The following is a 26,517-nucleotide window of genomic DNA, read 5'->3' as shown; positions in this document are numbered from 1 at the left end:
TAACGGAGGTCGAAATGTCGGAGGACGGGATCGATGTGAGTGCGGCGCCGAGTGGGCCGGGGTGCGCGGAGTGCACCGCGGCGGGCGGGTGGTGGGTGCATCTGCGGCGGTGCGCCGAGTGCGGGCATGTCGGGTGTTGTGACAGTTCGCCGAGTCAGCACGCGAGCAAGCACTTCGCCTCGACCGGGCATCCGTTCGTGCAGAGCTACGAGCCCGGCGAGGAATGGTTCTGGAATTTCACCACCAGCGAGATGTACAGCGGTGGGCCCGAGCTCGCGGCGCCGACCAGTCACCCGATCGGGCAGTCCGTGCCAGGACCGGCCGATCGGGTGCCCGCGAACTGGCAGTCACTGATCCACTAGGGCGCGAGACCGGCGGCCTCGGCGACGGTCTTGTCGGCGTTGCCGGGCGCGAGGCAGACCAGCTTGGCGGTGCCGAGCGCGACGTTCGGGCTGCCCTCGAACGGGCCGCCGGGGTTGTCGGCGAGGATCTTCGCGATGGCCGCCTTCTCGCCCTCGGAGTCGAGGGTCTTGAACTCGGCGCAGGTGATGCCGCCCGCGGCGGCCTGGGTGGTGGGGGCCGCGGTGGTGGTGGTCGCCGAGACGCTCGCCGACGGGTTGCCCTTGCGCAGGCCGCTGGCGTCGGTGGAGTCGTCACCGGAACCGCACCCGGCCAAGGTCAGGGTGAGCGCCCCGGCGGCGAGGACGGCGAGGGAGATTCGGTTCATCGGCATGACTTCCCCGGGTAGATCGCGGCGCCGGCACCTCCGGCGCGTCCGGTGCACTGTACCGACTTCGGCCTTGGCATGAGCCAATCGATTCCTGATGATCCGGGCGCATCGGGCCCGGCGGCGGCAGAATGGCACGGTGGCTGAACTCTCGCTGACCGCCCGGCTCAATCCCTCGGCGGCCGACGCCCGGCGCGGGGTGGTGCGCCTGCACCCCGAGACGCTGACCGCGCTCGGCCTGCGCGAATGGGACGGTATCGCGCTGATCGGCGCCCGGCGGACCGCGGCGGTGGTGGCCAAGGCGCCCGCGGGCAGTCCGCCCGGGGTGGCCCTGCTCGACGACGTGACGTTGTCGAATGTGGGGCTGCGGGAGAACGCGGCGGTGACCGTCGCGCCGGTGACGGTCTACGGTGCCAAGCAGCTCACCCTCAGCGGCTCGGCGCACGCCATGGCCAGCGTGCCCGCGGCCACGCTGCGGCAGGCGCTGCTGGGCAAGGTGGTCACCGTGGGTGACACGGTCTCGCTGCTGCCGCGCGATCTCGGCCCCGACATCAGTTCGGCGGCGGCCACCCAGGCGCTCTCGCGCACCTTCGGCATCGCCTGGACCACCGAGCTGCTCACCGTCACCGGGATCGAGCCGATGCCGGGTCCGGTGAGCGTGCAGCCCAATTCGGCGGTGGGCTGGGGCAGCGGTCCGGCCGCGGCCCTGCACGCGGTGGAACGCGACAGCGAACCGGATCAGCCGGGGCCGACGGCGGTCTCGGTGACCTCGGGCAACGCGCCGATCGCGGTCGAGGAGCTGGCCGGGGTGCAGGGGCAGGCGGGCAAGCTGGCCGAATGGCTGAGCCTGGCCCTGGACGAACCCGAGCTGCTCAAGACGCTCGGCGCGCCCGCGCATCTCGGCGTGCTGGTCACCGGGCCCGCGGGGGTCGGCAAGGCCACGCTGGCCAGGGCGGTGGCCGCGCCGCGACGGCTGGTGGAACTCGACGGGCCCGGGGTGGGCGCGACCGAGAGCGGCACCCGGCTGCGCGCGGTGGCCGAGGCCGTCGCCGATGTGGGCGCCGGACAGGGCGGGATCCTGCTGATCACCGATGTCGACGCGCTGCTGCCCGCCGAACCCGAGCCGGTCGCCACCCTCATCCTCGACCAGTTGCGCGCCGCCATGCGCGCGCCGTGCGTGGCGCTGCTGGTCACCACCGCCCATCCCGCCCAGGTCGACGCGCGCCTGCGCGCCCCCGATCTGTGCGATCGCGAACTGGCGCTGCCGCTGCCGACCGGCACCGTGCGGCGCGCCCTGCTCGAACACCTGCTGCGCAAGGTCCCCGCCGCCGACCTGGATCTCGACGCGATCGCCGCGCGCACCCCGGGTTTCGTGGTCGCCGACCTGGCCGCGCTGTGCCGCGAGGCCGCGGTGCGCGCCGCGGGCCGGGCCAGCCGCGACCAGACCGATCCCGAACTCACCCAGGACGACCTGGTCGGCGCGCTCGAGGTGATCCGCCCGCTCTCGCGTTCGGGCACCGAGGAATTGGCGATCGGCTCGCTGGATCTCGATGACGTCGGCGACATGGTGGAGACCAAACAGGCGCTCACCGAGGCGGTGCTCTGGCCGCTGCGGCATCCCGATTCCTTCGCCCGCCTCGGCATCGACCCGCCGCGCGGGGTGCTGCTCTACGGCCCGCCTGGTTGCGGCAAGACCTTCCTGGTGCGCGCGCTCGCGGGCACCGGCCAGCTCAGCGTGCACGCGGTGAAAGGCGCGGAGCTGATGGACAAGTGGGTCGGCTCCTCGGAGCGGGCGGTGCGCGAGCTGTTCCAGCGCGCCCGCGATTCGGCACCCTCGCTGATCTTCCTCGACGAGGTCGACGCGCTGGCCCCGCGCCGCGGCCAGAGCAGCGATTCCGGCGTCTCGGACCGGGTGGTCGCCGCGCTGCTCACCGAACTCGACGGCGTGGAACCGCTGCGCGATGTGGTGGTGCTCGGCGCGACCAACCGGCCCGAGCTCATCGACCCCGCGCTGCTGCGGCCGGGCAGGCTCGAACGGCTGGTCTTCGTGCCGCCGCCGGACGCCGACGCGCGCCTGGACATCCTGCGCACGGCGGGCCGCTCGGTGCCGCTGGCCGAGGACGTCGACCTGGCCGCGCTGGCCACCGACCTGGACGGCTACTCCGCCGCCGACTGCGCGGCCCTGCTGCGCGAGGCCGCGCTGTCCGCGCTGCGCCGCGACATGACCGCGGCCGACGTCACCGCCGCCGATGTGGCCACCGCGCGCGGCACCGTGCGCCCGTCGCTGGACCCGGCCCAGGTCGAGTCGCTGCGCCGCTACGCCGAGGCCAGGGCCTAGATCCCGGATTCGCGGGGGTCGCACCGGTATCGTCGCAGGGTGCCCAGAGTTGGGGATGGTCTGGACGCGGTCACGGCCTTCTCCGGCGCCGCGGCCGCGGGTATGGCGCTGTTCCTGCCCTTCACCTTCGCCACCGCCACCGCGGTGGGCTCGCCCTATCGCGTCACCAGCCTGGTCAACAGCGTGCCGCGCGCGGCCGCGCTGGGACTGATCGTGGCCGTGGTGGTGGCGGTGCTGGTGCGCCCGCTCAACCGGCCCGGCCTGGTCTGGCTGACCGCCGCCTGCGCGTCGGCGGTGCTGGCGATCAACTATTTCGTCGGCCGCGCCATCTCCAACGCCGACGTGCTCACCACCCAGAACTACATCGACGCGCTCAGCGGCGGCGCGCTGTTCGGCGCGCTGGCGGTGTGCTCACTGCGGCGGCGCTGGCCCGCGGTCGGATTCTCGGTCGGCACGGTGATGGTGTTCGTCTACGGCGAGACCATCTCGGCGTTCAGCACCAACACCCTCACCGCCACCAAGTCGGTGTCCACCCCGGCCTGGCTGGTGCTGGCCGCGGTGACGCTGCTGGTGGTGGCCACCCTGCGGCACCGGCACGGGGTGATGCTGCCCGCGCTGCCGCGCATCGCCGCCGATCTGCCGATCACCCCGATCATCGCCGCCACCGTGCTGGCGCTGGCGGTGCTGCTGGCCTCGGAATGGCTCGCGCACGAATTCGACGGGCGCACCGGCAATTCCTGGCAGATCGGCATCGCCGTCGCGGTGACGGTGATCGCCGCGTTCGTCGCCGCGCTGCTGCTGCCCGCGCGCGACGGCACCTGGGTACTGGTGGCGGTGAGCCTGTCCGCCGCGGCCGACACGCTGGCCGACTCCCAGCACATGGGCTGGTACTTCGGTCTGGTGCTGGCGCTGGGCGTCGCCGGGGTGCTGATCGGGCTGCGGTGGTCCTCGCCGTGGCTGGTGCTGGTCGGGGCGGCGGCGCTGTGCGGGTACGCCGCGATCGAGGAACATCTGCCGTGGACGTTGGCCTGGGCGTTCGGGATCACGCTGCTGGCCTTCGTCACCGGGTACGCCTTCGGCGCGGTCCGGGTCGGCTACCTGCCCAGCGCGGTGCTCGGGCTCGGCGCGCTGTATCTGCCGACGGTCCTGTGGGTGATCCCGACCAGGGAGCGCAACTGGCCGATCGGCGGCACCCCGGTCGACGCGAGCATCCCCGGCCGGGCCGCGCTGGCCATCACCGCGGGTGCCGCGGCGGCGGTGTGGCTGCTGCTGCGGATCCGCCCGATCGCCCCGGCGCGCACCGCCGAATCGTAACCGGGCCATAGCCGAACCCTCCGCGACATGGCCGACGCGACAACCCTCCTACCCTGCCACCGGCCGTGATCGCCCGTAGGATCGAGCACGCGCTATCCGACCGCTAACGACCCGCCGGAGGGGGATTGCTCGCCGTACTGCTCGTCCACGCGCTGGCCGCGCTGGTGGCCCCGCTGTGCGTACGGGTCCTGGGCCGCAACGCCTTCTATCTCCTGGCGCTGGTTCCGCTGGGCAGTCTCGGCTGGGTGCTCGCGCACTGGGGCACCACCGTGTCCACCCGGATCGAGTGGGCGCCGCAGATCTCGATGGACATCGATCTGCGCTTCGACTCCCTCGCGGCGGTGATGTGCACGCTGGTGCTCGGCATCGGCGCGCTGATCATGGCCTACTGCGGACGCTATTTCGCGCGGGACGAAGCCCGCCTCGGCGTGTTCGCCGCCGAGCTCATGGGCTTCGCCGGAGCCATGTTCGGGCTGGTCACCAGCGATAACATGTTGCTGCTGTTCGTGTTCTGGGAGATCACGACGGTGCTGTCGTTCCTGCTGGTCGGCCATTACGCCGAACGCGCGGTGAGCAGGCGCGCGGCCATCCAGGCACTGCTGGTGACCGGGGCGGGCGGGCTGGCCATGCTGGTCGGGATCGTCATCATCGGGATGCGGTACGGCAGTTTCCTGTTCTCGGACGTGCTGGCCGCGCAGTCGCCGCCGACCGGCAGCGCGGTGTCGGTGGGCGTGGTGCTGATCGTGATCGGCGCGCTGAGCAAGTCGGCCATCGTGCCGCTGCACTTCTGGCTGCCCGGCGCGATGGCCGCGCCCACCCCGGTCAGCGCCTATCTGCACGCGGCCGCGATGGTGAAGGCCGGTATCTACCTGATCGCCCGGCTGGCACCGGCCTTCGCGCAGATCCCGCCGTGGCACGCGCTGATCCTTCCGCTGGGCGTGGCCTCGATCCTGCTGGCGGGCTGGCGGGCCACGCAGGTGCACGATCTGAAGCTGGTGCTGGCGTTCGGTACCGTCAGCCAGCTGGGTCTGCTGATCACCATGATGGCCGTCGGCACCCCCGACGCGGCCCTGGCGGGCATCACCCTGCTGGTGGCGCACGCGCTGTTCAAGGCCTGCCTGTTCATGGTGGTCGGCATCATCGATCACGGTGCGGGGACGCGTGATCTGCGCGAACTGTCCGGGCTGGGCCGACGCGCGCCGGTGCTGTGCGCGATCGCGGTGACGGCCGCGCTGAGCATGGCCGGACTGCCGCCGCTGCTCGGGTTCGTCGGCAAGGAGACGGCCCTGACCGCGGTGTGGTCGGCCGAGAACCTGAGTCCCCCGGCCCGGCTCGCGCTGCTCACCGGCATCGCCCTGGGTTCGGCGTTCACCGTGGCCTACAGCATCCGGTTCGTCTGGGGCGCCTTCGACACGAACACCGAACCCGCGCCGGAGCGCCCCTGGCACGCGCCCGGCGCGCTGCTGCTCGGCCCGCCCGCGGTGCTCGCGGTGGCCGGGCTGGCGGGCGGCCTGAGCACCCAGACCATCGATCGCTGGCTGAGCCCGTACGCGGCCACCCTGCCCGGCACGCTCGACCTGCATCTCGCGCTCTGGCACGACCTCACCTGGCCGCTCATGCTGACGGTGCTCATCGTCGCCGTGGGTATCGCGCTGTTCCTGATCCGCAACCGGATCGGCGAACCGGCGCACCCGCGCCTGGGCAATGCCGACCGCGCCTACGACGGCGCGCTGCGCGCGATGGACCGCCTCTCGATGCGCATCACCGGCACCGTGCAGTCCGGCTCGCTGCCCGCCAGCCAGGCCGCCATCCTCGGCACCCTGATCGCGCTGCCCACCGTGCTACTCGCCGTCGGCACCCGCACCGGAGTGGAACTGCGGCTGTGGGATTCGCCGTTGCAGGCCGGGGTCGGGGCGATCATGATCGCGATGGCGCTGGCGGCGACCGTGCTGCGCAACCGTCTGGCCAGCGTGCTCTGCGTCGGGGTCACCGGGTACGGCTGCGGTGTCATCTTCGCCCTGCACGGCGCCCCCGACCTGGCCCTGACCCAATTCCTGGTCGAGACACTGACGCTGGTGGTCTTCGTGCTGGTCTTGCGGGCCTTCCCCGCCGAGATCGCCGACGACGACGCCACCGCGTTCAAGGTGCGCCGCGCGCTGCTGGCCATCGGCGTCGGCGTGACCGTCGCCGTGCTGGCCGCCTTCGCCACCGCCGCGCGCCGCGCCGAACCCATCTGGCGCGGCATCCCGGAGGCCGCCTACACCCTCGGCGGCGGCAAGAACGCGGTCAATGTGCTGCTGGTCGACATCCGCGCCTGGGACACCCTCGGCGAGATCTCGGTGCTGGTGGTCGCGGCCACCGGTGTGGCCTCGCTGGTGTTCCGCAGCCGCCGCTTCGGCAGCGCCCCCCGCGCGGCCGACTCACCCCACTACGACCCCGACCTGGTCTCCTGGCTGCCCGCCGCCCGCCTGGTCGACCGGCGCGAACGCTCGATGGTCCTGCAGATCACCACCCGACTGATCTTCCCGACCATCATGGTGCTGTCGGTGTACTTCTTCTTCGCCGGGCACAACGCCCCCGGCGGCGGCTTCGCCGGTGGCCTGATCGCCGGGCTCGCGCTCACCCTGCGCTATCTCGCGGGCGGCCGCTACGAACTCGGCGAGGCCCTGCCGGTCGACGCCGGACACCTGCTCGGCGCGGGCCTGACCCTGGCCGCGGGCACCGCGACCGCCTCGCTGCTGCTCGGCGCGCCGCCGCTGTCCTCGTCGATCATCGAGGTGACGCTGCCGCTGCTGGGCCACATCAAGCTGGTCACCGCCACGTTCTTCGACCTCGGCGTCTACCTGGTCGTCGTCGGGCTGGTGCTCGACGTGCTGCGCAGCCTCGGCGCCCGCCTGGACAAGGAATTGGGATGACCGCCGACCTGGTTCTGCTGATCACCATCGGCGCGCTCACCGCCTGCGGTGTCTACCTGCTGCTCGAGCGGGTGGTATCGAAGATGCTGCTCGGGATGATCCTGCTCGGCAACGCGGTGAACCTGCTGATCCTCACCATGGGCGGCCCGGACGGCAAACCACCGATCCTGGACGGCTCCGGCACCTCCACCGAGGGCATGGCCGACCCGCTGGCCCAGGCCATGATCCTGACCGCCATCGTGATCACCATGGGCCTGGCCGCGTTCGTGCTCGCGCTGGCCTATCGCTCCTACATGCTGACCACCACCGAAGACGTCACCAACGACCCCGAGGACACCCAGGTCGCCCGCCGCCGCGAACCGGAGGACCCCGAACAGTGACCCTGTCCCCGGAACTGCTGCCCGCCCTCGCCGCCCTGCCGGTGCTCGTCCCGCTGCTCGGCGCCGCGGCCACGCTGATCTTCGGCCGCCGCCCACGCCTGCAATCGCTGATCTCGCTGACCGCCCTGTCCAGCGTGCTGGTGATCAGCGCGCTGCTGCTCTATCTGGCCGACCGCGACGGCACCACCGCGGTGCAGGTGGGCGGCTGGCCGACGCCGATCGGGATCACCCTGGTGGTCGACCGGCTCAGCGCCGCCATGCTGCTGGTCTCGGCGTTCGTGCTGCTGGTGGTGTCGATCTACGGTGCCGGGCAGAACATCTCCGACGGCGACGAGCACCAGCCCACCTCCATCTACCGGCCCACCTACCTGGTGCTGACCGCCGGTGTCGCGCAGGCGTTCCTGGCCGGTGACCTGTTCAACCTGTTCGTCGGTTTCGAGGTGCTGCTGGTCGCCTCGTTCGTGCTGCTCACCGTCGGCGCGACCGAGGAGCGCATCCGCACCGGCATCGCGTACGTGATGGTCTCGATGGTGTCGTCGCTGATCTTCCTGATCGGCATCGCGCTCACCTATGGCGCCACCGGCACCCTGAATCTCGCGCAACTGGCGATGCGGCTAGCGGCCATCCCCGACGGCGTGCGGACCGCCTGCTACGCGGTGCTGCTGGTGGCGTTCGGGATCAAGGCGGCGGTGTTCCCGCTGTCGAGCTGGCTGCCCGACTCCTACCCCACCGCGCCCGCCCCGGTGACCGCCGTGTTCGCGGGTTTGCTCACCAAGGTCGGTGTGTACGCGATCATCCGCACGCACAGCCTGTGGTTCCCCGACGGCGCCTTCGACAACATCCTGCTGGTCTGCGGGCTGGCGACCATGCTGATCGGCATCCTCGGCGCCATCGCGCAGAACGACATCCGCCGCCTGCTCTCGTTCACCCTGGTCAGCCATATCGGCTACATGATGTTCGGCGTCGGCCTGGCCACCGTCGCCGGGCTCACCGGCGCGGTGTTCTACGTGGCCCACCACATCCTGGTGCAGACCGCGCTGTTCCTGACCGTCGGCCTGATCGAACGCCAGGCCGGGTCGGTGTCGCTGCGCCGGATCGGCGGGCTGGCCACCGCGAGTCCGCTGCTGGCGGTGATGTTCCTGGTCCCGGCGCTGAATCTCGGTGGTATCCCACCGTTCTCGGGCTTCATCGGCAAGGTGGCGCTGCTGGAGGCGGGTGCCGCCAACGGCGGGGTGCTGGCCTGGACACTCGTCGGCGGCTCGGTGGTGACCAGCCTGCTCACCCTGTACGCGGTGGCCCGGGTGTGGAGCAAGGCGTTCTGGCGCCCCCGCGCCGAGGCACCCGAGGGACATCTCACCGCCGCGAATCTGCCCACCCTGGTGGAGGACTCGACCGATGTGCACTACGAGGACCGCACCGATCCCGGCCGCATGCCGGTGCTGATGACCGTCGCCACGATCAGCCTGATCGCCGCCGGGCTCGCCCTGACCGTGCTGGCCGGGCCGGTGCTCGGCATCGCCGAACGCGCGGCCGACGACCTGCACGACCCGTCGGTCTACATCGACTCGGTACTGGGACCGGAGCCGCGATGAGCCGACTGATCACCCGCGACAACGCCGTCCGCGTCGGCATCCTCGTCTGGCTGACCATCGTGTGGGTGGCGCTGTGGGGCGATCTGAGCATCGCCAATGTGGTCGCCGGGCTGGTGGTCGCGGTGGTCGTGGTGTTCGCGCTACCGCTGCCGCTGATCCCGGTGGCCGGGTGGTTCCATCCGGTGCCGTTCCTGAAACTGGTGGTCGTCAGCGTCTATTACGCGCTGGAATCGAGCCTGCAGGTGGCCTGGTTCGGTATCCGGCCCGCGGGCCCGCCGGTCTCCGGGGTGTTGCGGGTGCACCTGGCCTTCCGGTCCGATCTGGTGCTGGTCATGTGCACCGACCTGCTCAATCTCATCCCCGGCACCATGGTGCTGGAGCTGGACCGGCCGCGCTGTGTCGTCTACGTGCACGTCCTGGATGTGGGCAGCGAGGCCGCGGTGGAGAAGTTCTATCGCATCACCCGGCGGCTGGAGGGCCTGATGATCGACACCTTCGAGCGCCCCCGCAGGCGCCGCCGCCTCGACCCCGCCCCGGAGGTGTGACCGTGACCGTCGTCGCCGTTCTCGCAGGCAGTCTGCTGCTCGCCGCCGCGGTGATCACCAGCTACCGGGTGCTGGCCGGGCCGAGCACCCTGGACCGGGTGGTGGGCATCGACTCGCTGATGGCCATCGCCGCCTGCGGGCTGGCGGTCTGGGCCGCCTACAGCGACGACACCACCGTCATCCCCGCCATCGTGGCACTCGCGCTGGTCGGCTTCCTCGGCTCCGCCGCGGTCTCGCGCTTCCGCGTCCGGGACGACCGATGAGCGCCTGGGAGTGGGTCTCGGCGATCCTGATCCTCACCGGCTGCGCGTTCGCCTTCACCGCGGCCATCGGCATCGTGCGCTTTCCCGACACCCTCACCCGCATGCACGCCGCGACCAAACCCCAGGTGGTGGGCCTGATCCTGGTCCTCATCGGCACCGGCATCGACATCCGCGACGACCTCAACGTCTGGATGCTGGTCCTCACCGGCCTGTTCACCATCATCACCGCACCCGTCATCGCGCACCTCATCGGCCGCACCGCCTACCGCGAACAACGGCACCGCGACGGCCTCTTACGGATCAACGAACTAGGTGACGAGGCCGACCGGCCCGGCCTGAACTAGGCGGGCACCGGCGCGGGCTCGCGCACCGGCGCCGATGCGAACCAGGTCGCGTGGAAGGCCACCGCCACCGCGGCCAGCAGCCCGATGACGATCGCGCCCGCCGCCACCGGATACTCCGCCATCGGCACCGCCAGGTACCGGTAGGCCAGCAGCAGCCCCGCGAACACCGCCGCCCCGAAGGCCACCAGCCGCACCCGGAACAGTCCCCAGCCGCGCTCGGGCGCGCGCAGCGCCGACTCCACGGTCAGGCACAGCACCGCACCGGCCACCAGGTCCACGCCGTAGTGGTAGCCGAAGCCCAGCGTCGCGGCCACCGTGGCGGCCAGCCAGAACGCCCCACCCCAGCGCAGCCAGGCGGGCGCGCGCGTCCCGTCGACGTCACGACGGGTGTGGATGAACAGCGACAGCGCCCAGGCGGTGTGCATCGAGGGCATGCAGTTGCGCGGGGTGAACGCGTCGAAGGGCAGCGCGGCCGGGCTGTGATCGATCGGCGGCACCATCGAGGGCCAGAAGTTGCCCACCTGGAATCCGCCGCCGTCGGCCCCGTAGGCGAACATCGGCCCGACCACCGGGAACAGCACATAGAACAGCGGCCCCACCAGCCCGAGTACCAGGAAGGTCCGTACCAGATAGTGACTCGGCCAGTGCCCGGTCGGCACCACCCGGCGCAGCTGCCACACCGCTACCACGATCGCCGCCACCGGCAGCTCGATATAGACCCAGTGCAGCACCGCGTACACCTCGGGCCCGAGCACGTCGAGCACCCGCCCGAGCACCCAGGACGGGTCACCGAGCGCGTGATCGGCCAGCACGAGGTATTCGTCGAGCACCGTCGGATGCACCGCCGAGGTCACGTGCAACCACACATCGCCGACCTTGGTCGCCAGCACCAGCAGCGCGCCCAGCGCCGCGGCCTTCAGCGCGTCGGCTCGCTCCCGCCCCCGCCAGCGCACCGCGGCGATCACCGCGAGCGCGGTCAGCACGATGGTCGGGCCGTTGCCGACGGCGAAGGGCTGACCGTCCAGCAGCCGCAACGACACCCACACCGCGTCGATCCCGATCGCGGCCGCCGCCGCCAGTACCCGTCTGCGCGCGTTCACCCCGACCAGCGCCAGCACCAGACCGGCCCACGGCACCGACATCGATTTCGGCGTGCCGACGTAGTCGCGGGCCAGGCTGGCCAGCGGACCGTCGAAACCGTTGACCCACGCGGCGACCTGGAGTCCGATCAGCAGCGCGAGCACCGCGCCCACCGCGGCGAGCGCGAGTGTGCGTGGTTCGCGCAGGCGAGCGCCAAGGGCCCCACCCCCCGCCACGACGCGTGGATGTTCGACAAGCATCCAGACATCGTAAACAACCGGTGAACGCCACCCGGATGCGTAGCTGAACGCTACTGATCGAGCTCCCGAACCAGCGCGTCGACGACCGCGACGAGATCGCCCTGCGAACGCGCCGCCACCTGACGTTGCCGCTGGTAGGAGGCCCCGTGCCGGGGAATCTCGGCCACCGCGGCCAATTCGTCGGCGCAGCCGAGCCGCTTGGCCGTCGGCTCGAGCCGGGTCAGCAGATCCATCAGATCGTCTGTGACCAAGCGCTCATTGCTGGCGTCGTCGACGATCACGATGGCGTCGAGCCCGTAGCGCGCCGCGCGCCATTTGTTCTCCTGCACGTGCCAGGGCGGCAGCGTCGGCAGGTCCGCACCGTCGTCGAGCCTGCGCTCCAGATCGACGATGAGACAGTGGATCAGCGCCGCCACCGAGGCCAGTTCGGCCCTGCTGGACAGCCCGTCGCACACCCGCACCTCGATGGTGCCCCACTTGGGCGCGGGCCGGATGTCCCAGTGCATCCCGCCGAGCTGCTCGAACACCCCGGTCTTGAGCTGGTCGTGCACGAAACCCTCGAACTGCCCCCAGTTCTCGAACTGGAAGGGCAGCCCGGCGGTGGGCAGCTGCTGGAACATCAGCGCGCGATTGCTGGCATAGCCGGTGTCGTCCCCGGACCACATCGGCGAGGAGGCCGAGAGCGCGAGCAGATGCGGATACGACAGCAGCAGCGAGTTCAGGATCGGGAAGACCTTGTCCCGGTGCGAGACTCCCACGTGCACGTGCACGCCCCAGATCAGCATCTGACGGCCCCACCACTGGGTGCGCTCGATCAGCTCGTCGTAGTGCGGCGAGCGGGTCAGCTGCTGGGTGGACCAGGGGGCGAAGGGGTGGGTGCCCGCGCAGAACAGATCGACGCCGAGCGGGTCGGCCGCGCGGCGCACCGCGTCCATGGTGCCGCGCAGGTCCTCGACCGCGCCGCCGACCGTGTCGTGCACGCCGGTCACCAGTTCGACGGTGTTGCGCAGCAATTCCTTGGTGACCTGCGGGGTCCCGTCGTGGGCCCGCCGATCACCCACGGCATCGAAGACCGCCGAGGCGGTGTTGGACAGATCGCGCGTCACCTTGTCGACGAGCGCGATCTCCCATTCGATCCCGATCGTGGGCCGGGGCGAACCGTGAAACGCCACCGCTGGGACCGCCCCGGCCATGCGCGTCTCGCTAACCGACGACGCCGCAGGCGACGCGGGAGCCCGCGTCACCGGTCGACAGCGTGGTCTCGTCCGGCCCGGTGCCACCCTCGCGGGTGTAGCGCGGCGGGATGTTGCCGAAGTTGTCGGCACCCGAGTGCACGATCAGCGCCTTGCCCTTGACCTGGTCCAGGGTGACCGCGTCGGTCTGGGTGACCAGCTTGGCGGTGCCGTCGCCGAGCACCTGCAGCGAGGCGAGGTCGCCGCTGGACGGGTGCGCGTTGGGGGCGCCGACCTGCAGATGACCACCGGCGGAAGCGAAATCGCCCTCGCACTTGCCGGTCTGGTGGAAGTGCAGGCCGTGGAAGCCGGGCTGCAGCCCGTGCGCCTCGACGGTAACGACCAGGTGGCCGCCCTCGGAGACGATGGTCGCGGTGCCCACCGAGGCGCCCGCGCCGTCCTTCAGCTCGGTCTGCAGCGTACCGGCGGCGTGGTTGTCGCCGGGCCGCCCACCGTCGGCGGTCGGCGCGGCGTGCTCGCCGCCGTGACCGCCCTCGCTGCCCGCGGGGGCGGGCGAGCTGGTCCACACGGGCGGGGTGGTCCCCTTGACGTCGGTCGACTCCTGGCTGTTGGAGCAGGCAGCGAGCCCGAACACGGCGACCGCGAGAACCGGGGTCACAGTGCGCCAGGACGGGCGACGAGTGGTCGACGTGGCCATCGGGAAACTCTCCTTCGTGGACAGGGCTGTACCGCTCAAGATGATGCCACAGCGCCGGGACGGCACCCGGCACCGCGTGCCGGGCCGCGTTCAGCTTCCGGTCAGCACGACCACGACACCCGGGGTGGTGTCGCCTTCCTTGGGTGCCACCGTGCCGCCGATCTCCTGCGCGATCTCGGTGGCCGCGGCCTTGTCGCCCGCGCCGCCGCCGTAGAACACGGTGGTGGTGGTCAGATTCGCGCCGCTGTAGTTGCCGGTGCTGACATTGCTCCAGCCCGCCGAGGTCAGGTCACTCGCGGTGCGCGCGGCCAGGCCCGCGACCAGGCTGTTGTTCAGCACCCGCACGGGAACGCTCTGGTCCACCCCGCTCGCCGGGGCGGTCGTGGTGGTCGTGGTGGTGGTCGGCGCGACGGTGGTCGTCGTCGGCTCCGCCTCGGCGCTGGTGGTCACGGCGGGGGCGGTGGTCACCGGCGCCTGCGTGACCACGCTGGTCGTGGTGGTGGTCTCGGTCTGCTCGGCCGCGTCGGTGGCGTCGGCATCGGAGTTCGACAGCGACATCGCACCCAGGCCGGCGAAGACGATGGCCAGCGCGATCAACACCATCGCCAGCGCGCGCAGCGGTGGGCCGCCGGGGGTGGGATTCGGGTTGCTCACCCGCGCAACCCTAGTCGCATCGTGGTGTGTGTGGCTGTCATGTCAGACCTGGAAGCCGAGTCGGCGCGCGGCGCGCGCTTTCTGCCTGCTCGCCCGCAGCCTGCGCAGGCGCTTGACCAGCATCGGGTCGGCCGCCAGCGCTTCGTCCTTGTCGACGACCGCGTTGAGCACCTGGTAGTACCGGGTGGCCGACATGGCGAACAGTTCGCGGATCGCGTCTTCCTTGGCCCCCGCGTACTTCCACCATTTGCGCTCGAAGTCGAGTATGTCGAGCTCACGGCGACTCAGGCCGGTCTCGTCGTCGACCGCCGATTCCTCGATATCGCGAGCCGCTGCGCCGTCCATCTTGCTCCCTCGCCGAGTATCACGAGATGAAAATGACGCTTGCACGTCGCGGATCATTCAACCACGCCCCCACCGGATCGTCCGCCCGATGCCCCGGCGTGTTGACCAGCGGCCAGCAGGGTGTCGGCTGCCACAGGGGTCGCCGCTCGCACGCGCGCGGAAGCGGCGATAATGGCCGACATGGCAATTCTCCCGATCGTGATCGTCGGTGACCCCGTCCTCCACAACCCCACGGCGAAGGTGACGGAGACGCCCGCGGAGCTGGCCCCGCTGATCGCGGACATGTACGACACGCTCGCCGAGTCCAAGGGTGTCGGCCTCGCGGCCAACCAGGTCGGTGTCGGCAAGCGGCTGTTCGTCTACGACTGCCCCGATGTCGACGCCGCGGGCAAGCAGTTCCGCCGCAAGGGCGTGGTGGTGAACCCGATCCTGGAGACCTCCGCGATCCCGGAGACCATGCCCGACCCCGACGACGACGAGGAAGGCTGTCTGTCGGTCCCCGGCGAGCAGTTCCCGACCGGTCGCGCGGACTGGGCCAAGGTCACCGGCACCGACGAGAACGGCGACCCGGTCGAGCTGGAGGGCACCGGCTTCTTCGCCCGCATGCTCCAGCACGAGGTGGGCCACCTCGACGGCTTCCTCTACGTCGACGTGCTGATCGGCCGCAACGCCCGCGCCGCCAAGAAGGCGATCAAGCGCAATGGCTGGGGCACACCGGGTCTGAGCTGGATCCCCGGTACGGTCCCCGACCCTTTCGGCCATGACGACTGAGTCATGGCGGCTGGCGCCGCGGGTTCTCGGCCTGTTCCCTCGATCTTCCCTCCCGCCGGGCACTCCTTCGTCGCACCCTCTGGTCAGTCCAGATCGAGGCGGCCGAGAACTGTGATCCCTTTGGGCCGCCGCGTCGTCATGCGGTACCAGCTCCCCGAGGGCTATCCCCAGCCGCTCACCGATGTGATCGGCGAGCTGGTCTCGCTGGAGCCGCCCTCGGTGCGCACCGCCGAGGGTGAACTGGTGTCGGTCGCGGCGGATCGGGTGGTGGCGCTGAAAGCGCTGGGCCCCAGGCCGATTCGCACCAAGGAGATCCGCTACCTGGAGTCGGCGGCCGCCCTGGCCTGGCCGGGTGCCACGCACCGGTGGATCGACGGCTGGCTGGCGCGCGCGGGCAACGGCTACAGCGGCAGGGCGAATTCGGCGGTGCCGCTGGGCGATTCGGGGATACCCGCGGTGCTCTCGATCGACACCATGCACAAGATCGCCGACTGGTACACCGAGCAGGGCCTGCCACTGCTGCTCCAGCTGCCGGATCGGCTCGCGCCGGTCCCGCCGGGCTGGAACACCTGGAGCGAGACCGTCGTCCTCGGTCTCGACATCGCGAATTTCGTGCTGCCGCAAGGCCCGTCGATGGTCCGCGTCGCGCCCACCCCCGACGAGGGCTGGCTCGCCACCCACCGCTACCACGGCGAGATCCCGGTCGACCCCACCGTCCGGGTGCCGGATGTCGACGTGCTCACCGCCGTGCAGGACGGCGTGCTCGGCTTCGCCGCCCTCGGCCTGCCCGAACCCCTCGCCATCGGCCGCGGCGCGGTGACCGTCGCCCCCGACGGCCGCCGCTGGGTCGGCCTCACCTGCGTCGCGGTGGCCGCCGCGCACCGGCGCAACGGCCTGGGCGCGCTGCTGTGCGCCGAGCTCATCCGCTGGGGCGCCGAACACGGCGCCACCCACGCCTACGTGCAGGTGGAGGTCGGCAATGCCGCCGGTCTCGCGCTCTACCGCGACCTCGGCTTCCTGGACCACCACACCTACCGCTACGCCGCGCCCAGTGTTCGATAGCGGCTGGCGCCGCGGTTCTCAGCACCCCGAAAGGACCTGACCATGCGTCTGGCCACCTGGAACGTCAACTCGATCCGCTCCCGCGTCGACCGGGTGACGGCCTTCCTCGATCGGCACGACATCGACGTGCTGGCGATCCAGGAGACCAAGTGCCGCGACGACCAGTTCCCCTTCGAGCAGTTCGACGCCGCGGGCTACGAGGTCGCGCATGTCGGAATCAATCAGTGGAACGGGGTCGCGATCGTCTCGCGGGTCGGGCTCACCGATGTCGAGACGGCCTTTCCGCACCAGCCCGGTTTCGACAAGAACGCCGGTGACTCGCTGATCGACTCGCCGGTGGTCGAGTCCAGGGCGATCGGCGCGACCTGCGGCGGGGTGCGGGTGTGGAGCCTGTACGTGCCCAACGGCCGCGCCCTCGACGACCCGCACTACGCCTACAAACTGGACTGGCTCTCGACCCTGCGCGACCAGGCGAACGGCTGGCTGACCCAGGACCCGGCCGCCAAGATCGCCCTGGTCGGCGACTGGAATATCGCCCCCACCGACGACGACGTGTGGTCTCCCGCCCTGTTCGAGGGCAAGACCCACACCTCCGCCCCGGAGCGCGCCGCCTTCCAGGCCATGCTCGACACCGGCTACCGCGATGTCATGCGCCCGTTCGCCCCCGGCCCCGGCGTCTACACCTACTGGGACTACACCCAGCTGCGTTTCCCCCGCAAGGAGGGCATGCGCATCGACTTCGTGCTGGCCTCCCCCGCCCTGGCCGACACCGTCACCGACGCCCACGTCGACCGGGAGGAACGCAAGGGCAAGGGCGCCAGCGACCACGCCCCGGTCATCGCGGAGTTCTCTGTGTAATGGCGGCTGGCGCCGCGGGTTCTCGGCTGACGACCCCCGCGCGGCGGTACCGTGGTGGCAGGACCATCCGGCCTGCGGCATAGCGGGAGGTGTGCTCTATGTTCTATCGGCGCGTGGGAGCGGTGCCACCGAAACGGCACACGCAGCATCGCGATGATCGCGGCCACCTCTACTACGAGGAGCTGATGGGCGAGGAGGGCTTCTCCGGCGACTCCTCCCTGCTCTATCACCGTGGCCTGCCGCCCGCGATCGTCGACGCGACGGTCTGGGAGCTGCCCGACCAGACCCTCACCCCGAATCACCCCCTGCACCACCGCCATCTGCGGCTGCCGGAGCTGTTTCCCGGCGACACCCCCGCCACCACCGACCCGGTGACCGGGCGCAGGCTGCTGCTGGGCAATGCCGATGTGCGGATCTCCTATGTGGTCGCCAAGGGCGCGTCTCCGCTGTACCGCGATGCGATCGGCGACGAGCTGGTGTACGTGGAATCCGGTGCGGCGGTGGTGGAAAGCGTGTTCGGCGCGCTGTCGGTCAGCCAGGGCGATCAGGTGATCATGCCGAGGGCGACGACGCATCGCTGGCTGCCCGTCGGCGAGGAACCGTTGCGCGCCTACGTGATCGAGGCGTCCAGCCACCTCACCCCACCCAAGCGCTATCTCTCGAAATTCGGTCAGCTGCTGGAGAATTCGCCGTACTGCGAACGCGATCTGCACGGGCCCACCGAGCCGTTGCTCGCCGAGGGCACCGAAGTCGAGGTGCTGGTGAAGCATCGGCCGGGCGCCGAGATCGTGGGTACCCGGATGGTCTACGCGACGCATCCGTTCGATGTGGTCGGCTGGGACGGCTGCCTGTATCCCTTCCGCTTCGATATCGCCGATTTCGAGCCGATCACCGGCCGGGTGCACCAACCGCCACCCGCGCATCAGGCCTTCGAGGGCAGCAATTTCGTGGTGTGCAATTTCGTTCCGCGCAAGGTCGACTATCACCCGCTGTCGATTCCGGTGCCGTACTACCACTCCAATGTGGATTCCGACGAGATCATGTTCTATTGCGGCGGTGATTACGCGGCGCGCAAGGGTTCCGGGATCACCCGGGGTTCGGTGTCGGTGCATCCGGGCGGCTACGCGCACGGGCCGCAACCGGGTGCCTACGAGCGCAGTATCGGCGCGGAGTTCTTCGATGAACTGGCGGTGATGGTGGATACCTTCCGGCCGCTCCAGCTCGGCGAAGGCGCTCTGGCCTGCGAAGATCCGGACTATGCCTGGACCTGGTCGGGGCGTGGTCCCGAGGCCCGCCGGTGAGTGGGGCGACGGTGCGGGTCGATGTTCCCGACGACTCCCTGTTCGGCCCGGAGAACATGCCCTACGGCGTCTTCGCGCCACCCGGTGGCGAATTCCGGGCCGGAGTCCGGCTGGGTGACTCGGTCCTCGATCTGCCCGCGCTGCTCGATGACCCCGTTTTCGCCCGTCCGGACCTGAATTCCTTTCTCGCCCAAGGCCCGGCGGCCCGGCGGGTGGTCCGCGAGAAACTGCGCGAGCTCGCGGAATCGCCCCTGCCCGCCGACGCTGTCCACGCCGTCGAGGCGATCCGCATGACCCTTCCGGTGCGGATCGGCGACTATGTCGATTTCTACGCCAGCATCGACCATGCCACCAATCTCGGCCGATTGTTCCGGCCGGATGCCGAACCGCTGCTGCCGAATTGGCGTCATCTGCCCGTGGGCTATCACGGCCGGGCAGGCACCGTCGTCGTCTCGGGAACGCCGGTGGTCCGGCCGTGCGGGCAACACCGCACCGATTCCGGCACACCGGAATTCGGGCCGTCGCGGCGGCTCGATATCGAAGCCGAGCTGGGTTTCGTCGTCGGGACGGCCTCGCGGCGTGGCGAGCCGGTCCCCGTCGACGAATTCGCCGACCACGTGTTCGGCGTCGCCCTGGTCAACGACTGGTCCGCCCGCGATATCCAGGCCTGGGAGTACCAGCCACTCGGACCGTTCCTCGGCAAGTCCTTCGCGACCTCGCTCTCGGCGTGGATCACCCCGCTGGCCGCACTCACCCGGGCGCGCGTGCCACTACCTCCCCAGGTCCCGAAGCCGCTCCCCTACCTGCGCGGCACCGATGACACCGGATTGGATATCGCGCTGACCGTCACCTGGAACGGCGACACCGTCTCGCGCCCACCGTATTCGCGCATGTACTGGTCCCCGGCGCAGATGCTGGCCCACCTCACCGCCAACGGCGCCTCGATCCGCCCCGGCGACCTCTACGCCTCAGGCACTATCTCCGGACCGGAACCCGGCCAGCGCGGCTCGTTCATCGAATTGTCTTGGGGTGGTACCGAACCCGTCATCGTCGGCGGTGCCGAGCGCACCTTCCTCGCCGACGGCGACGAGGTCACCATCACCGCCACCGCCCCCGGCACGGCGAGCAGGCCGATCGGCCTCGGCGAGGTCCGGGGCACTGTTCTCGCTGCCCACGAACCCTAGCCCCCGAGAAATCACGTCTGCCCGGGCCTCGGGTGGCCTCCTATATTGACGACATGAAACTCCGTGTCGCCCTGCTCGGCGGTCTCGCCGTCGCCCTCGTCCAGCTCCCGCTGGCCGCGCCCGCCTCGGCCGCGTGCGGTCCGCACCCGGTGCCGTGTTCGCCCAGCTCGTCCGAAGGCGCCGGGACCTTCCTGGCGTTCCTCGAGCAGGTCTTCACCGGATCGGCGGGGTAGGAGAACAGCCCGGCATCCACCCAGGGGCGGAGATAGTACTCCGTTCACCTCCGCCCCGAGGTGGTATCGGAAGTATTTCGGTGCGGGCTACGGTGACGGTCGACGTTCACCGAGAGAGAGCCCGACGATGTTGACGAGAATCGCCCGCGCCGCCGTTGGCCGACCACGGTTGGTGGTCGCGGTGGCGTTGCTGCTGATGGTGTTGTGTGGCGCGATCGGCGCCACGGTGCATTCGCATATGAAATCGGGCGGATTCGTCACCGACGATCTCGAATCGGTGCAGGCGAGCCTGTACCTGAGCGAGCACTTCCCCGGCAGCGAGCCGAACTTCGTCCTCACGGTCACCGCCGAGGACGGCCCGGACTCGCCCGCGGCGAAGGCCGCCGCCGAGACCGCGATCGCGAAGCTGAAGGCCCATCCCGACGAGGTCAGCGGCGTGCAGTCCTACTGGGATGCGCGTCCCGACCTGCGTCAGGCGCTGCGCAGCACCGATGGGCAGCGCGCGCTGATCCTGGCCAGCATCGAGGGCGATGACGCCGAGCTGCCTGAACGCGCGAGCAAGCTCAGCGAGGAAATCCAGATCGACGGCCCGGTCACCATTCGCGCCGGTGGCCTGGGCGCCACCTTCGCCGATATCAACACCCAGATCAGCAAGGACCTGATCATCGCCGAGGCGATCGCCATCCCGGTGACCGGCCTGCTGCTGGCGCTGGTGTTCGGCAGTGTGGTCGCGGCCGCGCTGCCGGTGGCGATCGGCCTGTTCGCCATCGCGGCGGCGCTGGGCATTCTGCGGGTGCTCACCTCGCTCACCGATGTGTCGATCTTCGCGCTGAACATGACCACCGCGCTGGGCCTGGCGCTGGCCATCGACTACAGCCTGTTCATCGTCAGCCGGTATCGCGAGGAGCTCACGGCCGGGGCCACCCCGACCGCGGCGGTCATCCGGTCCATCCAGACCGCGGGCCGCACGGTGGTGTACTCGGCGCTGGTGGTGGCGCTGTCGCTGTCGGCGCTGCTGGTGTTCCCGCAGTACTTCTTCAAGTCCTTCGCCTACGCGGGCATCGCCGTGGTCGCCGCGGCCACCGCGGCGGCCGTGATCGTGCTGCCCGCCCTGCTCATCCTGGTCGGCGACCGGATCAATGCCGGTGACCTGCGCGGCCCGCTGCGCAAGGTGTTCCGGCGCCCGCCGCGCGTGGAGAAGGCGCCGCAGCAGACCTTCTGGTACCGCCTGGTGGTGGCGGTGATGAAGCGGCCGCTGCCGATCGCGCTGGCCACGACCGCCTTCCTGCTGCTGCTCGGCTCGCCGTTCCTGGGCGTGCAGTTCGGCTACCCCGACGACCGCGCGCTTCCCGCCGAGGTGGCCAGCCGTCAGGTCGGCGACATCCTGCGCACCGAGTTCGACGCCGACCTGGCCTCGAGCGCCACCGTGGTGCTGCCGGAGTTCCGCGGCGCCCCGGCCGACCTGGACGCCTACGCCCGCGAACTGTCCAAGGTGCCCGATGTGCCCGCCGTGCTCAGCAGCGCGGCCGTCTACCGCAACGGCCTGCGCATCGCCGCGGGCATACCCGAGATGTCGGACCCACAGGCGGGTGCCTACCTGTCGGTGGGCACCCGGCTCGACCCGTACTCCGACGCGGGCGCCGCCCAGATCGACGCGCTGCGCGCCGTCGAGGCGCCGTCGGAGGTCCTGATCACCGGCCCGGCCGCGCTCAACCAGGACTCCGTCACCGCGATCACCGGCAAGCTGCCGCTGGCGGGCGCGCTGATCGCGATCACCACACTGATCCTGCTGTTCCTGTTCACCGGCAGTGTGGTGCTGCCGGTGAAGGCGCTGGCGCTGAACATGCTCTCGCTGGCGGCCACCTTCGGCGCGATGGTGTGGATCTTCCAGGAGGGCAACCTGGCCGGGCTGCTCGGTTTCACCGCCACCGGCACCCTCAACCTGGCCATGCCGATCCTGATGTTCAGCCTCGCGTTCGGCGCCTCGATGGACTACGAGGTATTCCTGCTCTCCCGCATTCGCGAGGAGTGGCTGGCCGGACCCAAGACCACCGCGGGCAATACCGAGGCCGTCGCCATGGGCGTGGCCCGTACCGGCCGCATCTTCACCGCCGCCGCGCTGCTGATGAGCATCGTGTTCCTGGGGGTGGCCAGCTCCGGGGTGTCGATGATGAAGCTGTTCGGTCTGGGCTGCGCGCTGGCGGTGATCAGCGACGCGACCGTCATCCGTGGGCTGCTGGCACCGGCGCTCATGCGGATGATGGGCCGCTGGAACTGGTGGGCACCGAAACCGCTGGTCAAGCTGCACAACCGGTTCGGCTTGGACGAGAGCGAGGAGCCCGCGCCGCCGTCCCGGCCCGCGGCCCCGCAGCTCGACAAGGCCTCGGTCTAGCAGATCCGTCTCGCGGCCCGTCCGGTCCATCGCCGGGCGGGCCGCGAGCGCGTCCGGGTATGGTCGGCGGGGAAAATTTCACACACGCCAACGGGGGCTCGCACCAGCGGGCTGAGAGGACGGCTAGCCCATTTTCGGGCGTTCAGGGCTGTCGACCGTATGAACCTGACCGGGTAATGCCGGCGTAGGGAGGAACCACCATGGGCACAGCCACATCTGTCACCACCGGCCCGATCGAGGGCAGCGTCAAGCACTACAAAGAGGTCGACGGCCTGCGCATTCCGGTGCGCCGGATCAATCTGACCAACGGAAGCACCTTCGACGTCTTCGACACCTCCGGCCCATACACCGACGAGAACGCGGTGATCGATCTCGAGGCCGGACTGCCGAAACTGCGCGACGAATGGGACAAGCCCACCGTCGACGGCCCGCCCACCCAGCTGGCCTGGGCGCGCCAGGGCATCGTCACCCCGGAGATGCGCTTCATCGCCGCGCGCGAGGGCGTCTCGCCGGAGCTGGTGCGCGAGGAGGTCGCCGCCGGTCGCGCGGTGATCCCGGCCAACCACAAGCACCCGGAGCTGGAGCCGACCATCATCGGCAAGAAGTTCCTGGTCAAGATCAACGCCAATATCGGCAACTCGGCGGTGTCGTCCTCGATCGCCGAGGAGGTGGAGAAGATGGTGTGGGCCTCGCGCTGGGGCGCCGACACCATCATGGACCTGTCCACCGGCAAGAACATCCACGAGACCCGCGAGTGGATCCTGCGCAACTCCCCCGTGCCGATCGGCACCGTGCCGATCTACCAGGCACTGGAGAAGGTGAACGGTGATCCCACCAAACTCACCTGGGAGATGTACCGCGACACCGTGATCGAGCAGTGCGAGCAGGGCGTGGACTACATGACCGTGCACGCGGGCGTGCTGCTGCGCTACATCCCGCTCACCGCCAAGCGCGTCACCGGTATCGTCTCGCGCGGCGGTTCCATCATGGCCGCGTGGTGTCTGGCCCACCACCAGGAATCGTTCCTGTACACGCACTTCCGCGAACTCTGCGAGATTCTCGCGAAGTACGACGTGACGTTCTCCCTCGGCGACGGCCTGCGTCCCGGCTCCATCGCCGACGCCAACGACGAGGCCCAGTTCGCCGAGCTGCGCACCCTGGGCGAGCTCACCAAGATCGCGAAATCCTATGGCGTGCAGGTGATGATCGAGGGCCCCGGCCACGTGCCGATGCACAAGATCGTCGAGAACGTGCGGCTCGAAGAGGAACTCTGCGAAGAGGCCCCCTTCTACACCCTCGGCCCGCTGGCCACCGATATCGCCCCCGCCTACGACCACATCACCTCGGCCATCGGCGCCGCGATCATCGCCCAGGCCGGGACCGCCATGCTCTGCTACGTCACCCCCAAGGAGCACCTGGGCCTGCCCAACCGCGACGACGTCAAGGTCGGCGTGATCACCTACAAGATCGCCGCCCACGCCGCCGACCTCGCCAAGGGCCACCCGCACGCCCAGGACCGCGACAACGAATTGTCCAAGGCCCGTTTCGAATTCCGCTGGCACGACCAGTTCGCCCTCTCCCTCGACCCGGACACCGCCCGCGAATACCACGACGAGACCCTCCCCGCCGAACCCGCGAAAACCGCCCACTTCTGCTCCATGTGCGGCCCCAAGTTCTGCTCCATGCGCATCTCCGCCGACGTCCGCGAATACGCCGAGAAGCAGGGCCTCACCGACGTCGCCGCCATCGAAGCGGGCATGGCCGAGAAGTCCGCCGAATTCGCCGACCAGGGCAACAAGGTCTACCTCCCGGTCGTCTGATCCCCACCGCCCCGGCTTCCGCGGCGAAGCCGGGGCTCCGACCGAGGTCGGGCCTGTCGCCACGACTCCATCGGCGCAACATCCGCGCTCGAACCCAGTGCGCGGAAAGCGAAAGAGCTACCCGACATCCGGGATGCCCACCATTCCGTCGTCGATGCTTTCGACACACTGAGCGATGCCATGCGCAACATCTCCGGTGCGGCCAGCGGATACGCGGCGACGCTGAAAGACGTTCAACAGTACTCCGAGACCCAGCTCAACCTCCTTTCCGGCGCCATCGGTGCCGACGTACTGGCTGCGCTGATCAGCGGCGGAAGAGTGACATCGGCGGCGAAGAAGATCGCCGATGCAGAAATCGATATTGTTCGCGACCGTATTACGACGGCGATGCAAGCCTTGACCCAAGCTGAAACACTCAGTTCGAGTACCTTCACCGCTGCCTCCGGGACCGTCAGGTTCGTGATGACGTCGAAATTCCAGCCCGTCCTCGACAAGCAACTGAAGACGCCACCACCTCCGGCGAGTTCGGGCACGACTCGACGCAACAAGCTCGAGGGAGAAAAGGCGGAGGTGCGTGCTGGCGTCGATCCGATGAAGAAGAAGGAATCAATTCTCGGCGACTCCGGAAAGCGGCGCACGCCAGACATCCTCGATCACGACCAGAGCTGACGCCTCACCACACCGCGCGGACCGCGGTATGCCCTTCCAACGGCTCGGTCTCGAGTTGTCCCGCGGCGAGGTTATAGGGCTCCAGCACGCCGATAGCGATGCCGTGGGCATGCTCGAGGTGGATTTCGATACCACTGGATGCGGTCTCGGGCAGCGCCACGTCGGTAATCACCGCAGCAGCCCGCAGATCGCTTCGCAGCTGGGACAGTGCGGCGAAGAGCATCGTCTTGGCTCGCGGTGCGTCCGGGGCGTCGACATCGACGACCTGCACCGAACCCGACCGATCGACGGCCAGTCCGAAGGGGAAGAATGTGCCGTTGTCCCGGAGATGGCCTTCCGCCAGCGTCAGGGCGGAATCGAGCAGATTGTCCACGTCATCCTGCACCGGCCGCGGGGTGGTGTCGCGCCACGACATCGCGCGTCCTCTCTGAACTTCGGCATCAGCTCCCCTGATTTCCGGGGCTTTCGCTTCCCCAGCAGATCAGTAGAGTGCGGGCATGTCCGCTCGTATGAAACGAATCGTAGCCGGTGCCGTCGCGGCTGCCGCTGTGTCCATCGCCGCCCCGCTCGGCACCGCCCAGGCCGCCGCGCCGCTGCCGGTGGCCGACAGTGGCTCGTCGTCGTTGGGGTGCACCTCCACCGATATCAACCCCTGCCCGATCCGGCCGCTGCTGGATCTGTGGACCGCGCTGCTGAGTGGTTCCTCCGGCGGCGGGCAGTAGGACGCGGCGGCCCGCGGGGCTCGGGTAGCGTCGGCGGTATGGCCGATGCCTTCTATCTTCCCGATCCGGCCGAGCCGGGCCGGTTCGAGTCGACCGAGCTCACGCGGGGGCCGTGGTCGCCCGACGCGCAGCATGCCGGGCCGCCGTCGGCGCTGCTCGGGCATGTGATCGAGCGGTGCGCGCCGCGCGAGGGGTTCCAGGTGGGCCGGGTGGCGGTGGAGATTCTCGGGCCGGTGCCGCTGGCGCCGCTGACCGCGCGGGCGGAAGTCGTGCGGTCGGGGCGCAGTGTGGAGCTGATCGAGGCCACGCTGTCCACCGAGCGGGGGCCGGTCATGCGGGCCACCGCGTGGCGGCTCAAGCTCGCCGACGCGCCACTCGATCTGCCGATGGAATTCCTGCCCAGCGGTTCCCGAACCCTCCCCGCGCAGACCGAGCCGGAGATGTTCCCGTCGGATCAGCCGATCGGCTTCCACACCGGCATCGAATATCGTTTCACCACAGGCACTTTCGCCGAGCCCGGTCCGGCTGTCTGCTGGATCAGGTTGAAGTATCCGATCGTCGCGGGCACCACCCCGAGCCCGCTGGAACGCACCCTCGCGGCCGCCGATTCCGGCAATGGCGTGAGTTCGGTGCTGGATTGGTCGAAATATCTGTTCATCAATACCGATCTGACCGTGAGCCTGCACCGGCATCCGGTCGGCGAATGGGTGTGCCTGGACGCGGTGACCCATCCGCAGCCGCACGGCATCGGCCTGGCCGAATCGGCACTGTTCGACGAAACGGGGCCAATCGGGCGTAGCACCCAGACACTGCTCATCGCCCCGCGCGGGTAGTCAGCGCGCCCGCTACCAGGTCGGA

27 protein-coding genes are annotated in these 26,517 nt (G+C 70.0%); 20 read left to right on the top strand and 7 right to left on the bottom strand.

Translation table 11 applies throughout. From position 1 onward, the window contains the following. Nucleotides 1-14: 14 nt before the first annotated feature. On the top strand, nt 15-362 hold the full coding sequence (locus tag WA675_RS25820; protein ID WP_336087844.1) for a UBP-type zinc finger domain-containing protein: 348 nt from the start codon (nt 15-17) through the stop codon (nt 360-362). Here WA675_RS25820 and WA675_RS25815 read toward each other — a convergent pair. After that, nucleotides 359-727 (bottom strand): hypothetical protein, encoded by a 369-nt coding sequence (locus WA675_RS25815; RefSeq protein WP_336087839.1) that lies wholly within the window; start codon nt 725-727, stop codon nt 359-361. The genes WA675_RS25820 and WA675_RS25815 overlap by 4 nt on opposite strands. Nucleotides 728-824: 97 nt before the next feature. Here WA675_RS25815 and WA675_RS25810 point away from each other — a divergent pair, with 97 nt between their 5' ends. From WA675_RS25810 to mnhG, 8 genes are all read left to right on the top strand, one after another. Then, nucleotides 825-3,065 (top strand): AAA family ATPase, encoded by a 2,241-nt coding sequence (locus WA675_RS25810; protein WP_442945719.1) that lies wholly within the window; start codon nt 825-827, stop codon nt 3,063-3,065. A gap of 39 nt (nt 3,066-3,104) precedes the next feature. Beyond that, a complete protein-coding gene (locus WA675_RS25805; RefSeq protein WP_336087836.1) occupies nt 3,105-4,379 on the top strand; it encodes a hypothetical protein in 1,275 nt (424 codons plus the stop codon). A 125-nt stretch (nt 4,380-4,504) separates the two neighbouring features. Continuing rightward, nucleotides 4,505-7,294 (top strand): Na+/H+ antiporter subunit A, encoded by a 2,790-nt coding sequence (locus WA675_RS25800; RefSeq protein ID WP_336087835.1) that lies wholly within the window; start codon nt 4,505-4,507, stop codon nt 7,292-7,294. Further along, nucleotides 7,291-7,674: a Na(+)/H(+) antiporter subunit C gene (locus WA675_RS25795; protein ID WP_336087834.1), complete on the top strand. Its 384-nt coding sequence runs from the start codon at nt 7,291-7,293 to the stop codon at nt 7,672-7,674. Before WA675_RS25800 ends, WA675_RS25795 begins: the two co-directional genes overlap by 4 nt. Next, entirely contained in the window at nt 7,671-9,266 is a 1,596-nt protein-coding gene (locus WA675_RS25790; protein WP_336087833.1) for a Na+/H+ antiporter subunit D, read from the top strand. The genes WA675_RS25795 and WA675_RS25790 overlap by 4 nt, the downstream gene beginning before the upstream one ends. After that, entirely contained in the window at nt 9,263-9,811 is a 549-nt protein-coding gene (locus WA675_RS25785; RefSeq protein WP_336087831.1) for a Na+/H+ antiporter subunit E, read from the top strand. The genes WA675_RS25790 and WA675_RS25785 overlap by 4 nt, the downstream gene beginning before the upstream one ends. Before the next feature lie 2 nt (nt 9,812-9,813). Continuing rightward, entirely contained in the window at nt 9,814-10,074 is a 261-nt protein-coding gene (locus WA675_RS25780) for a monovalent cation/H+ antiporter complex subunit F (protein ID WP_336087830.1), read from the top strand. Beyond that, the gene (gene mnhG / locus WA675_RS25775; RefSeq protein WP_336087829.1) at nt 10,071-10,418 is read left to right on the top strand and encodes a monovalent cation/H(+) antiporter subunit G; all 348 of its coding nucleotides are present in this window, start codon (nt 10,071-10,073) and stop codon (nt 10,416-10,418) included. Before WA675_RS25780 ends, mnhG begins: the two co-directional genes overlap by 4 nt. Here mnhG and WA675_RS25770 read toward each other — a convergent pair. The 5 genes from WA675_RS25770 to WA675_RS25750 all read right to left on the bottom strand — a co-directional run bounded on the left by WA675_RS25770 (nt 10,415) and on the right by WA675_RS25750 (nt 14,647). Further along, nucleotides 10,415-11,758 (bottom strand): phosphatase PAP2 family protein, encoded by a 1,344-nt coding sequence (locus tag WA675_RS25770; RefSeq protein ID WP_336087828.1) that lies wholly within the window; start codon nt 11,756-11,758, stop codon nt 10,415-10,417. The two genes, mnhG and WA675_RS25770, sit on opposite strands and share 4 nt — an antisense overlap. A gap of 50 nt (nt 11,759-11,808) precedes the next feature. Next, nucleotides 11,809-12,951, bottom strand: coding sequence for a glutamate--cysteine ligase (locus tag WA675_RS25765; RefSeq protein WP_336087827.1), 1,143 nt, complete (start codon nt 12,949-12,951; stop codon nt 11,809-11,811). A gap of 10 nt (nt 12,952-12,961) precedes the next feature. Continuing rightward, complete coding sequence (sodC, locus tag WA675_RS25760; RefSeq protein WP_336087825.1) at nt 12,962-13,648, bottom strand: superoxide dismutase[Cu-Zn]; 687 nt, start codon at nt 13,646-13,648, stop codon at nt 12,962-12,964. Between the two features lie 90 nt (nt 13,649-13,738). Continuing rightward, a complete protein-coding gene (locus WA675_RS25755) occupies nt 13,739-14,302 on the bottom strand; it encodes a LytR C-terminal domain-containing protein (RefSeq protein WP_336087823.1) in 564 nt (187 codons plus the stop codon). 42 nt (nt 14,303-14,344) lie between these two features. Next, entirely contained in the window at nt 14,345-14,647 is a 303-nt protein-coding gene (locus WA675_RS25750; RefSeq protein ID WP_336087822.1) for a DUF3263 domain-containing protein, read from the bottom strand. A gap of 180 nt (nt 14,648-14,827) precedes the next feature. Between WA675_RS25750 and WA675_RS25745 the strand changes: the two genes are divergently transcribed. From WA675_RS25745 to WA675_RS25705, 9 genes are all read left to right on the top strand, one after another. Continuing rightward, nucleotides 14,828-15,418 (top strand): peptide deformylase, encoded by a 591-nt coding sequence (locus tag WA675_RS25745; protein WP_336087821.1) that lies wholly within the window; start codon nt 14,828-14,830, stop codon nt 15,416-15,418. A gap of 138 nt (nt 15,419-15,556) precedes the next feature. Next, entirely contained in the window at nt 15,557-16,480 is a 924-nt protein-coding gene (locus WA675_RS25740) for an N-acetylglutamate synthase, CG3035 family (RefSeq protein WP_336087843.1), read from the top strand. Between the two features lie 42 nt (nt 16,481-16,522). Continuing rightward, complete coding sequence (locus WA675_RS25735; RefSeq protein WP_336087820.1) at nt 16,523-17,338, top strand: exodeoxyribonuclease III; 816 nt, start codon at nt 16,523-16,525, stop codon at nt 17,336-17,338. A gap of 98 nt (nt 17,339-17,436) precedes the next feature. After that, complete coding sequence (locus WA675_RS25730) at nt 17,437-18,639, top strand: homogentisate 1,2-dioxygenase (protein ID WP_336087819.1); 1,203 nt, start codon at nt 17,437-17,439, stop codon at nt 18,637-18,639. Further along, nucleotides 18,636-19,823: a fumarylacetoacetase gene (gene fahA, locus WA675_RS25725; protein WP_336087818.1), complete on the top strand. Its 1,188-nt coding sequence runs from the start codon at nt 18,636-18,638 to the stop codon at nt 19,821-19,823. The genes WA675_RS25730 and fahA overlap by 4 nt, the downstream gene beginning before the upstream one ends. A gap of 53 nt (nt 19,824-19,876) precedes the next feature. Then, entirely contained in the window at nt 19,877-20,056 is a 180-nt protein-coding gene (locus WA675_RS25720; protein ID WP_336087817.1) for a hypothetical protein, read from the top strand. Nucleotides 20,057-20,183: 127 nt separating this feature from the next. After that, entirely contained in the window at nt 20,184-22,448 is a 2,265-nt protein-coding gene (locus WA675_RS25715) for an MMPL family transporter (protein WP_336087815.1), read from the top strand. 200 nt (nt 22,449-22,648) lie between these two features. Next, entirely contained in the window at nt 22,649-24,268 is a 1,620-nt protein-coding gene (thiC, locus tag WA675_RS25710) for a phosphomethylpyrimidine synthase ThiC (RefSeq protein ID WP_336087814.1), read from the top strand. Nucleotides 24,269-24,448: 180 nt separating this feature from the next. Beyond that, nucleotides 24,449-24,937, top strand: a complete 489-nt coding sequence (locus WA675_RS25705) for a hypothetical protein (RefSeq protein ID WP_336087812.1) — start codon at nt 24,449-24,451, stop codon at nt 24,935-24,937. Between the two features lie 4 nt (nt 24,938-24,941). Here WA675_RS25705 and WA675_RS25700 read toward each other — a convergent pair whose 3' ends face one another. Beyond that, a complete protein-coding gene (locus WA675_RS25700; RefSeq protein ID WP_336087811.1) occupies nt 24,942-25,352 on the bottom strand; it encodes a hypothetical protein in 411 nt (136 codons plus the stop codon). A 94-nt stretch (nt 25,353-25,446) separates the two neighbouring features. Here WA675_RS25700 and WA675_RS25695 point away from each other — a divergent pair, with 94 nt between their 5' ends. After that, nucleotides 25,447-25,659, top strand: a complete 213-nt coding sequence (locus WA675_RS25695; RefSeq protein WP_336087809.1) for a hypothetical protein — start codon at nt 25,447-25,449, stop codon at nt 25,657-25,659. Nucleotides 25,660-25,697: 38 nt separating this feature from the next. After that, the gene (locus tag WA675_RS25690; RefSeq protein ID WP_336087808.1) at nt 25,698-26,492 is read left to right on the top strand and encodes a thioesterase family protein; all 795 of its coding nucleotides are present in this window, start codon (nt 25,698-25,700) and stop codon (nt 26,490-26,492) included. Nucleotides 26,493-26,517 lie beyond the last annotated feature (25 nt).

The sequence above is a fragment of the Nocardia sp. SSK8 genome, assembly GCF_037034205.1.
GTDB lineage: Bacteria > Actinomycetota > Actinomycetes > Mycobacteriales > Mycobacteriaceae > Nocardia.
The sequence above is the reverse complement of the archived record's forward strand: the minus strand, read 5'-3'. Positions and strand labels throughout refer to the sequence as shown.

What these genes read in the sequence shown, in the direction of transcription:
- WA675_RS25765 (WP_336087827.1), bottom strand. Translation starts at nt 12,951, where the DNA reads ATGGCCGGGGCGGTCCCAGCGGTGGCGTTTCACGGTTCGCCCCGGCCC.
- mnhG (WP_336087829.1), top strand. Translation starts at nt 10,071, where the DNA reads ATGAGCGCCTGGGAGTGGGTCTCGGCGATCCTGATCCTCACCGGCTGC.
- WA675_RS25690 (WP_336087808.1), top strand. Translation starts at nt 25,698, where the DNA reads ATGGCCGATGCCTTCTATCTTCCCGATCCGGCCGAGCCGGGCCGGTTC.
- WA675_RS25770 (WP_336087828.1), bottom strand. Translation starts at nt 11,758, where the DNA reads ATGCTTGTCGAACATCCACGCGTCGTGGCGGGGGGTGGGGCCCTTGGC.
- WA675_RS25795 (WP_336087834.1), top strand. Translation starts at nt 7,291, where the DNA reads ATGACCGCCGACCTGGTTCTGCTGATCACCATCGGCGCGCTCACCGCC.
- WA675_RS25700 (WP_336087811.1), bottom strand. Translation starts at nt 25,352, where the DNA reads ATGTCGTGGCGCGACACCACCCCGCGGCCGGTGCAGGATGACGTGGAC.
- WA675_RS25715 (WP_336087815.1), top strand. Translation starts at nt 20,184, where the DNA reads ATGTTGACGAGAATCGCCCGCGCCGCCGTTGGCCGACCACGGTTGGTG.
- WA675_RS25695 (WP_336087809.1), top strand. Translation starts at nt 25,447, where the DNA reads ATGAAACGAATCGTAGCCGGTGCCGTCGCGGCTGCCGCTGTGTCCATC.
- WA675_RS25730 (WP_336087819.1), top strand. Translation starts at nt 17,437, where the DNA reads ATGTTCTATCGGCGCGTGGGAGCGGTGCCACCGAAACGGCACACGCAG.
- WA675_RS25810 (WP_442945719.1), top strand. Translation starts at nt 825, where the DNA reads ATGATCCGGGCGCATCGGGCCCGGCGGCGGCAGAATGGCACGGTGGCT.
- WA675_RS25740 (WP_336087843.1), top strand. Translation starts at nt 15,557, where the DNA reads ATGCGGTACCAGCTCCCCGAGGGCTATCCCCAGCCGCTCACCGATGTG.
- WA675_RS25745 (WP_336087821.1), top strand. Translation starts at nt 14,828, where the DNA reads ATGGCAATTCTCCCGATCGTGATCGTCGGTGACCCCGTCCTCCACAAC.
- WA675_RS25785 (WP_336087831.1), top strand. Translation starts at nt 9,263, where the DNA reads ATGAGCCGACTGATCACCCGCGACAACGCCGTCCGCGTCGGCATCCTC.
- WA675_RS25735 (WP_336087820.1), top strand. Translation starts at nt 16,523, where the DNA reads ATGCGTCTGGCCACCTGGAACGTCAACTCGATCCGCTCCCGCGTCGAC.
- sodC (WP_336087825.1), bottom strand. Translation starts at nt 13,648, where the DNA reads ATGGCCACGTCGACCACTCGTCGCCCGTCCTGGCGCACTGTGACCCCG.
- WA675_RS25705 (WP_336087812.1), top strand. Translation starts at nt 24,449, where the DNA reads ATGCGCAACATCTCCGGTGCGGCCAGCGGATACGCGGCGACGCTGAAA.
- WA675_RS25820 (WP_336087844.1), top strand. Translation starts at nt 15, where the DNA reads ATGTCGGAGGACGGGATCGATGTGAGTGCGGCGCCGAGTGGGCCGGGG.
- thiC (WP_336087814.1), top strand. Translation starts at nt 22,649, where the DNA reads ATGGGCACAGCCACATCTGTCACCACCGGCCCGATCGAGGGCAGCGTC.
- WA675_RS25815 (WP_336087839.1), bottom strand. Translation starts at nt 727, where the DNA reads ATGAACCGAATCTCCCTCGCCGTCCTCGCCGCCGGGGCGCTCACCCTG.
- WA675_RS25720 (WP_336087817.1), top strand. Translation starts at nt 19,877, where the DNA reads ATGAAACTCCGTGTCGCCCTGCTCGGCGGTCTCGCCGTCGCCCTCGTC.
- WA675_RS25750 (WP_336087822.1), bottom strand. Translation starts at nt 14,647, where the DNA reads ATGGACGGCGCAGCGGCTCGCGATATCGAGGAATCGGCGGTCGACGAC.